Here is an 8637-nt window from a genome sequence, read left to right as displayed (position 1 = left end):
TGGCCCTTCTGGATCGGGTTGTCGGAATGGTCGAGAAAGGCGAAACGCCTTGCCCGCAATCCGATGAGGCGGCGACCTACTACCCTCGCAGGACGCCTGGCGATAGCGAACTCGATCCGGGTCTTTCCATTGCCGAGCAATTCGACAAGATCAGGGTCAGCGATCCGGAAAGGTATCCTGCGTTGTTCAGGATGCACGGGCACGTATACTCCGTCAGCTTGAGAAAGATCGGACGCGATGAGTAGTATTGAAATCGACGGCCGTCCCATCGGCCCAGGCCATCCACCCTACGTGATCGCCGAGCTTTCGGCCAATCATAACGGCGACTTGGGTCAGGCGATGCGGATCATCGACGCGGCGCAGCAGGCTGGCGCGGATGCCGTCAAGATCCAGACCTACCGCCCCGACACGATCACGCTGAATTCCGACCTGCCGGATTTCCGGATCACCGACGGCCTTTGGGCCGGGCGCACGCTTCACGCGCTATACGACTGGGCGCATACGCCGTGGGAGTGGCACGAGGCGCTGTTCGCCCATGCCGCCAAGCGCGGCATCACGCTCTTTTCCTCGCCCTTCGATCCGACCGCGGTGGACCTGCTGGAAAGCCTCGATGCGCCGGCCTACAAGATCGCCAGTTTCGAGGCAGTGGACCTGCCGTTGATCCGCACCGTGGCCTCGACGGGCAAACCGATGATCATATCGACCGGCATGGCGGATCTGGCGGAGATCGCCGAGGCGGTCGAGGCCGCGCGGGCGGCGGGCTGTAAGCAACTGGCGTTGCTGCATTGCGTTTCGGGTTACCCGGCGCCGGCCTCGGATTACAATCTCGCGACGCTCGCCGACATGGGCGCGCGGTTTGGTGTGCCGGTGGGGCTGTCGGATCACACGCTCGACAACACCACGGCGATCGCCAGCGTGGCGCTTGGCGCGGCGGTGATCGAGAAGCACCTCACGCTGGATCGCACGGGCGGCGGGCCCGATGACAGCTTTTCGCTGGAACCCGCGGATTTCGCCGAGCTCTGCCACGGCGCGCGCACCGCGTGGGAGGCGGTCGGCCAGGTCGATTACGGACGCAAGTCAAGCGAGGCGGCGAACGTCAAGTTCCGGCGCTCGCTCTATTTCGTGCGGGACATGAAAGCGGGCCAGGTGATTACCGAAGACTGCGTGCGCAGCGTCCGGCCGGGATACGGGATGGCACCGAAATACCTCGACGAAGTGATCGGGCGGCGTGTCGTCCGCGACGTGGCAGCGGCCACGCCCGTCGTGAAGGACGCAGTGGCATGACTGCCGCGCGGCGCGGATGGGGCGTGGCAATCGACGATCGGACCGTCACCCTCCGACAAGCCGGGATGGCTTTCCGTCCACCGAGAGGTACTGCAGAGCGGGCCAGTCCGGGACCTGCGACAACATGGCCGACTGCACCAGACAGCATGTCAGCACCCGCGAAGCCCTCGGAGAATGTGAATGAACGACCGTCCCAAGATCATGACCATGAAACGGGGCACGATGTTCGGGCCGGATTACATCAACGTCGTTTAAAATGCCTGCCGGGCCGCCGCATTGAACGAGCCCGGGTGTGCTGGAGACGTTTCAGTTTGTCATTCTACTATGATCTTGGTCGTGAGCTCAGCGTTGTGGAACTGCTTTCTGCAGTGGTGGTTGAGACATGTCCGAGCGGCCCATAAAGGTGCTTGTCGTTGTCCAACTAGACCCAGTCCAGTGTCGCCATTTCAAGGTCATTTTTCGACCCGCCACGGCCCCTGATGCTCGATGTCCTCGACCTTGTAGAGGCCGTTGATCGCGACAGCGATGTGATTGGATTTATGCGTATCGACGCCGATGATGACCTGGTCCATGGATGCTCTCTCGCTGAACTGGCCCGGGCACCGGTCGAAGAGGACAGGACTGTGAGGGTACGAACGCCGTCAGGCTCCTAGGGTCTGGACCCATTGATTTCAGGCGCGCTGCGTGATTCACGGCTCCGAAAACGGAGCGGTATCATGTCTGATCTTTTCTGGTTGAGCGATGCGCAAATGGCGCGTCTGGAGCCCTATTTCCCAAAGCCTCACGGCAAACCAAGGGTCGATGACCGCAGGGTTCTGAGCGGGATCATTTTCATCAATCGCAATGGCTTACGTTGGCGCGATGCGCCTGCGGAATACGGTCCGCACAAGACGCTCTACAACCGGTGGAAGCGATGGAGCGAAAAGGGCGTCTTTGCCCGGATCATGGCCGGCCTGGCCGCCGAACACCGCGAAGAGAAGACCGTCATGATCGACGCGACCTATCTCAAGGCCCACCGCACCGCGACCAGCATGGGCGTGAAAACGGGGGGCGTGGGCGCCTGATCGGTCGCACCAAAGGCGGCATGAACACCAAGCTGCATGCGGTCTGCGACAGCCAGGGCCGACCTCTCAGCTTGTTTATCACTGCCGGTCAGGTGAGCGATTACATCGGAGCGCGGGCCATGCTGGGCAGTCTGCCAAGGGTCAACTGGCTGCTTGGGGACCGCGGCTATGACGCCGACTGGTTCAGAGAAGCGTTGGAAGACAAAGGGATACGCGCCTGTATACCAGGCCGCAAGCAGCGCAAGACGACCGTGAAATACGACAAGCGCCGGTACAAACGCCGCAACCGGATCGAGATCATGTTCGGCAGGCTCAAGGACTGGCGGCGTGTCGCAAATCGGTATGACAGGGTGTCCCAAGGTCTTCCTCTCGGCGATCGCGCTCGCCGCAACTGTCATCTATTGGTTATGAGGCCAGACCCTAGGCATCACACAATAGGTAAAAATGTCAGATTAAAGTCGATGACTTGTGTTTGATACTGCTGATAAGACTTACTTCTTTCCGTTTCAGGATCGCGTTTTACGCGAAGCGAAGGAAACAGATGAAGGCAGCTTTATTCGATCTTGAACAAGCCAGTATTGCCGGGTGCACACTCAGTGAGGTGCTGGGCTCGCTCAGCCATGCGCTGGATCTGACGGAGGGGCAAGAGCCGGGGCATTGCGTGCGAAGCTGTTTTATCGGCATGCGGATCGGCGAGATGCTTGGCTTGGCCCCCGATGTGGCGGCGGATCTTTATTACACTCTCCTGCTCAAGGATCTTGGCTGTTCGTCCAACGCGGCGCGGATCTGTCAACTTTACCTGACCGATGATCGCTCATTCAAGAACGGGTTCAAGACCGTTGACGGCTCGGTGAAACAGGCGCTCGCATTTGTCCTGCGACAAACGGCGACGGACGAGCACTTCATCCGGCGGGCGCGAACCATCTATGACGTGCTGCGCAACGCGGATGAAATGGTCACCGATATCTTCGAAACACGCTGTCAAGCCGGCGCCGATATCGCGCGCCAGATGCGCTTTTCCGAGGCGGTTGCGGACGGCATCGCGGGGCTCGACGAGCATTGGGATGGCAGCGGTCGCCCGTACCGGTTATCGGGCGACCGGATCCCCCTCTTTTCCCGAATAGCGCTTCTGGCGCAGGTCATGGACGTGTTTTCGCGCGCGGCGGGGCCCGAGGCCGCGCTCGATGAAGTGGAACGGCGCAGCGGCACCTGGTTCGATCCCGAGATCGTGCGCGCCGCCATCGCATGTGCTGGCGACCAATCCTTTTGGGCAACGCTCGCGGAACCGGATATCGAACACCGTGTCTTCACGATGGAGGCGGCACAAGGCGCATTCTCACTGGATGACGATCTGCTCGACGCGATCGTGAAAGGTTACGCCCGGGTCATCGACGCGAAGTCGCCCTTCACCTACGGCCATTCCGAGCGCGTGGCCCATTACACCGGCCTTCTGAGCGAAGAACTCTGCCTTGGCGCAACCACGCAGCGCTGGATGTGGCGGACGGCGATGTTGCACGATATCGGAAAGCTCGGTGTCTCCAACCGGATCCTCGACAAGAATGGCAAGCTGACGGACGAAGAGTTCGAAAGCATCAAGCGTCATCCCGTCATGACCGAGTCGATCCTGTCCCCGGTCCGTCCCTTTCGTCCCATGGCGTGGATCGCGGCGACGCATCACGAGCGACTCGACGGCCGAGGCTATCCCTACGGCCTGTCAGCCGACGCCCTGACCCAGGAAATGAGGATGCTGACGGTTGCCGATATCTTCGACGCGCTCTCAGCCGATCGCCCGTACAGGGCCGCACTGCCTCTCGAAGAGGTGCGTTCCATCATGTCCGATATGGTCGGCACGGCTGTCGATGGGGATGTATTTGAAGCACTTTGGAGCGTCATCTCCAAATACGAGGGATGGACGTCCCATTGAGTCTTTCTGGCTGGGCAATGGCTATCCTTTGCGACGAATGTCGAGCAGATCCTCGTCCGTAACGGAGAGCGCAGAGATGGTCCTGCCTTTTCGACCAGACTTCAGCCCAGTTATGGTGGATCAGGTTGTCCTATCAGGCTGCCATTCTCATGGGTTCGGTTTTGCTGGCATGGACTTTGTCAGGGGGGCAAGATGCCGTGGGTCGAGTGGGGCCGCTCGGCATTGTACCAGGCCAGCCATTTCCCAATGCCTTCTCGGGCCTGTGAGCCGGTCTCGACGGCACGCAGGCAGACGTATTCGTATTTCAGCAACCGCCAAGCCAGATGCTTGCGGCTGTACCAGTCCATGACGGCCACCAGATCCTGGAACCCGCGCTCCATCCGGATATGGGTGATGTCGGCGCACCAAAACTGGTTGGGCCGGGTGATCGCCAGCTCCTTGAGCAGGTAGGGATCGATCTTGTGCGCCGGGTGCTTCTTGCTGGTGTCGGGCTCCTGGTAGTTCGGCTCCAGCCGCATCAGCCGGCGTACACGATGACGGCCACACTTTTGACCCTTCCGCTTCATGGGCCGCGCAATCTGGCGTGATCCATACCGGGGGTTCGGGAAACTGCTTGTCGATGATCTTCATGAACCGCAGTTTCTCATTATTTTCACCCTCGGGCCGGTAATACAGCGTCGAGCGCGATAGCTGCAGCAACATGCATTGCCGCCGCAGGCTCAGTTCATGATCCTTGCTCACCATTTTTTGCCTCGCGTCCCGCGCGTTTGGACCGAGGCATTGGCCAAAAAATCCCGTTCCACCACCAGTTTCCCGATCTTCGAATGCAGCTTCTCGATCTCCGCCTCGTTCCCCTTCCCGGGATCAGCATCCCGCCGGGTGAACGCCGTGGCCATGTTCGCGATCGCCGCACGCTTCCCTGTGCTGATCCGGTTCGGATGCACGCCATACTGTCTTCGACAGCTCGGCCGGCGCCATCTCTTCTCGGATCGCTTCGCGCGCGACCTTCGCCTTGAACTCAGGCGTATGCGTCGTTCCCTTCGCCATTTCGGATCGTCTCCATCGTCATGCGATCCAACTTAACGACTGGCCCGAATTTCCCCGACCACTTCTGTCACGAAGGGGTGGCGATGACTGGACACTGACTGCCATTGCGGGGATATACGGGTGGCGCGGTCCATCCCGGCCCTTGCCCCTTCCTCGACCGCCGAAAGGGATTGTCAGGGGCCTTCAACCAACGGCTCGAGGCAGCAATGACAGACACTTTAAGGCTTTTGGCCGCCGCCCTTCCCGAGGCCCGAAAGACGGCGTGGCGCAAGATCAGCCGGCGTATCCTGAAGTTTCGCCTCGGGCTTGCGGGCAGCGACCAGGATACCCGCATCCGCGCCGAACGCCGCTTGCGCGGATACCAGGACTACAGCCGGCTGGTGCGGGCCGATGCGGTCGTCGTGTCGTTCGGGAAAAGCGGGCGCACGTGGCTGCGGGTGATGATCTCGCGCCTCTACCAGCAGGTCTACGGCCTGCCTCGGGACATCGTGATCGGGTTCGACAACTTCCACAATCTCGATCGCCGGATCCCGCGCGTGTTCTTCGCGCATGACAATTACATTGGCGATTATCTCGGAAACACGGATACAAAGGACCATTTCCGCGACAAGAAAGTATTGCTTATGGTCCGCGATCCGCGCGACGTGGCGGTCTCGCAGTTCTTTCAATGGCAGTTCCGCATGCGGCCCGGAAACAAGCTGCTGAACGGCTATCCGCGGCACGGCGCCGAGGTTTCTGCGTTCGAGTTCGTCTGCCACGAGGGCGGCGGCCTGCCCAAGATCATGCGCTTCATGAACCTCTGGGCGCGCGAGATGCACAAGCTGCCCGATTTCGAGCTGCTGCGCTACGAGGACATGCGCGCCGATCCGCATGCCGTGCTGGCCCGTGTCGCCCGGTTCCTCGAGATCCCGGCGAGCGATGAGCAGATCCGCGAGGCGGTCGAGTATGCCGCCTACGAGAACATGAAGAAGATGGAGGCCAACGAGGGCTTCCGCATGGCCGGCCTGCGCATGGCCCCGGGGGACCGCAGCAATCCCGACAGCTTCAAGGTGCGGCGCGCCAAGGTGGGCGGGTACCGCGACTATTTCGACGATGACGAGGTCCGGCAGATCGACGCGATGATGGCCGAAACCCTGGACCCGGTCTTCGGGTATCAGCCAACCGCCCCGGCCGAGACGGCCCCGGAATGATCCCGCCCGGGGCGCAGCCCGGCCCCGGCGCGCGGCCGGCGCCGCGCATCTGGCGGGTGCTGGGAGACAAGCGCGGCGATAACGGCCAGGTCGAGATGATCGCCGAGGCGCTGGCTCAGCATCGCGGCTGGCCGTCGGAATTGCGGCACCTGGAGATGCGCTCCGATTACGTGCGCGGCAAGCCACGGGTGGGTCCCACCCTTTACCATCTCGACAGGACGCGCAGCGATGCGCTTGCCCCGCCCTGGCCCGATCTCGTCCTGACCAGCGGGCACCGGCCGGCCAACGCCGCGCTGTGGATCAAGCGGCAGTCGGGCGGGCGCGCGCGGATCGTGCTGGTGGGCAAGCCGTCGGGCTGGATGGCGTATTTCGACCTCGTGATCGCCAGCGCCGAGACGCTGCTTGCCCCGTTCGACAACGTCCTGCGTATCGATCTGCCGCTGATGCGCATCGATCCCGACCGGCTGGAGGCTGGGCGCGAGGCATGGCAGGGAGGGCTCGACGCGCTGCCTCGCCCGCTGGTGGCGTTTCTTGTCGGCGGGCCGACCGTGCCGTTCGTCTACGACGCCGACGTGGCGCGGCGGCTGCGCGCCCGCATGCGGCGCGTGCTGGACGAGGGCGGCACACCGTATCTTGTCGGCTCGCGGCGCACACCGCCCGGCTTCCTGCGGCAGGTTGCCAACGGATTGCCAGAGCGCGTCGGTGTCCATGACCGGGCCGAGAGCGACTCCGAGAACCCCTATACCGGCCTTCTCGCGCATGCCGACCGGTTCGTGGTGACCGGTGACAGCATCTCCATGCAGGTCGAGGTTGCCCGGCTGGGCAAACCGCTGGAAATCCTGCCGCTGTCCACTGGCCCACTTGGCGGGCTCGACGACATGCGCCGCCGCCTCACCGCGCGGCTGTTCGATGCTCCCTGCGATGGCCGGATGGCCGCCGTGGCACGCGGTCTCTACCGGCTGAGGCTGGTGCCGCAGACCCGGCATTTCCCGCGCTTTCACCAGATGCTGGTTGATCGAGACCTCGCCCGCTGGGCCGGTGACGAGACCACGCCGCGGGCCGCACCGCCCGACACCCGGGCCGACATGGACCGGATCCTTGCCAGAATCGATGCGCTCGTGGCGGAGGGTGCCCCATGACCGGCACGCGTGTCACCGTGATCAGCAACCCTGCCAGCGGCAATAACCGCAAGTGGCAGGCGCGCTTCGCGGCGCGGCTCGCCGGCTACCCCCATGTGCGCCACCACGTCACAAGCACGCTGGCCGAGGCCGAGGCGCTGGCGCCGCAGCTTGCCGCGGAAGGGTGGGACGTGGTGGTGATCAATGGCGGCGACGGCACCATCGCCGCCGCCCTCGGCATGATCCTTGCGCATTGGCCCGAGGCCGATCTGCCGCTGATCGTCGTGCTTCCGGGTGGCACCGCCAACATGACGGCGGGCGATATCGGCATATCGGCCTCGCACGACCGCGCCGTGCGGCGGTTCTTTCGATGGCTGGACCGGGGCGCGCCGAAGGATGGCGAGATCCGCACGCGGCATCTCATGCGGGTCGAGGGGGCGGGTGACGGGCGGACACGCCACGGCATGTTCCTCGGGACCGGCGCGGTGATGCAGGCCACGCAATATGCGCATAGCGACGTGCATTCGCGCGGCCTCGGGGGTGAGATCAGCCTTGGGCTGATCCTGATCCGGGCGATCTGGGGGCTGATCCGGCAAGATCCGCGGTTTTACCAGCCGACGCAAGTGCGCATGACGCTGACACCCGCGACCGGCGCGCCGGTGATGCGCGACACGGCGCCGATGCTTATCCTCGTGGCCAGCACGCTGCAGCGGTTGTCACTTGGCGTCCGCCCCTTCTGGGCGCCGCGCGACGCGGCCATCGGGCTGACCACGATTCGTGGCGGCGCGGCGCGGTTTCCGCGCGCGATCCTGTCGCTGCTGCGCGGCCGCCCCAACCGTCACGTGACGCCCGAGAATGGCTATGAAAGCTTTCGAGCCGATCGGATCGAGTTGCACTTCGACGGCGAACTCAACCTCGATGGAGAGCTTTTCGCCACCGCGGGCGGCGACGCGCCGCTTGTCATCACCGCGCAAGGGCCGGTCCGGTTCCTGCGGCCGCGATGAGGACCC

5 protein-coding genes and 3 pseudogenes are annotated in these 8637 nt (G+C 63.3%); 7 read left to right on the top strand and 1 reads right to left on the bottom strand.

Annotated features, from left to right (window positions below; all coding sequences use genetic code 11):
• From V8324_RS10650 to V8324_RS10635, 4 genes and pseudogenes are all read left to right on the top strand, one after another.
• Positions 1-245 (top strand): annotated as a pseudogene (locus tag V8324_RS10650) (hypothetical protein); the annotation flags it as partial.
• Positions 238-1284 (top strand): pseudaminic acid synthase, encoded by a 1047-nt coding sequence (gene pseI, locus V8324_RS10645; RefSeq protein ID WP_336419913.1) that lies wholly within the window; start codon positions 238-240, stop codon positions 1282-1284. The pseudogene V8324_RS10650 and the gene pseI, both read left to right, overlap by 8 nt.
• A gap of 716 nt (positions 1285-2000) precedes the next feature.
• Positions 2001-2759: pseudogene (locus tag V8324_RS10640) on the top strand (IS5 family transposase).
• A 61-nt stretch (positions 2760-2820) separates the two neighbouring features.
• On the top strand, positions 2821-4272 hold the full coding sequence (locus tag V8324_RS10635; protein WP_336419912.1) for an HD-GYP domain-containing protein: 1452 nt from the start codon (positions 2821-2823) through the stop codon (positions 4270-4272).
• Positions 4273-4451: 179 nt separating this feature from the next.
• On the opposite strand, the pseudogene V8324_RS22380 reads toward V8324_RS10635, so the two are convergent.
• Positions 4452-5319 (bottom strand): annotated as a pseudogene (locus V8324_RS22380) (IS3 family transposase).
• A 206-nt stretch (positions 5320-5525) separates the two neighbouring features.
• On the opposite strand from V8324_RS22380, the gene V8324_RS10615 reads away from it, so the two are divergent.
• The 3 genes from V8324_RS10615 to V8324_RS10605 are packed head-to-tail and all read left to right on the top strand — an operon-like array spanning position 5526 to position 8631.
• Positions 5526-6509, top strand: a complete 984-nt coding sequence (locus V8324_RS10615; protein ID WP_336419910.1) for a sulfotransferase domain-containing protein — start codon at positions 5526-5528, stop codon at positions 6507-6509.
• Positions 6506-7648, top strand: coding sequence for a mitochondrial fission ELM1 family protein (locus V8324_RS10610; protein WP_336419909.1), 1143 nt, complete (start codon positions 6506-6508; stop codon positions 7646-7648). Before V8324_RS10615 ends, V8324_RS10610 begins: the two co-directional genes overlap by 4 nt.
• Positions 7645-8631, top strand: coding sequence for a diacylglycerol/lipid kinase family protein (locus V8324_RS10605; RefSeq protein ID WP_336419908.1), 987 nt, complete (start codon positions 7645-7647; stop codon positions 8629-8631). Before V8324_RS10610 ends, V8324_RS10605 begins: the two co-directional genes overlap by 4 nt.
• Positions 8632-8637 lie beyond the last annotated feature (6 nt).

The organism is Roseovarius sp. D22-M7 (genome assembly GCF_037083785.1).
Lineage (GTDB): Bacteria > Pseudomonadota > Alphaproteobacteria > Rhodobacterales > Rhodobacteraceae > Roseovarius.
This window is presented reverse-complemented; position numbering and strand designations above follow the sequence as displayed.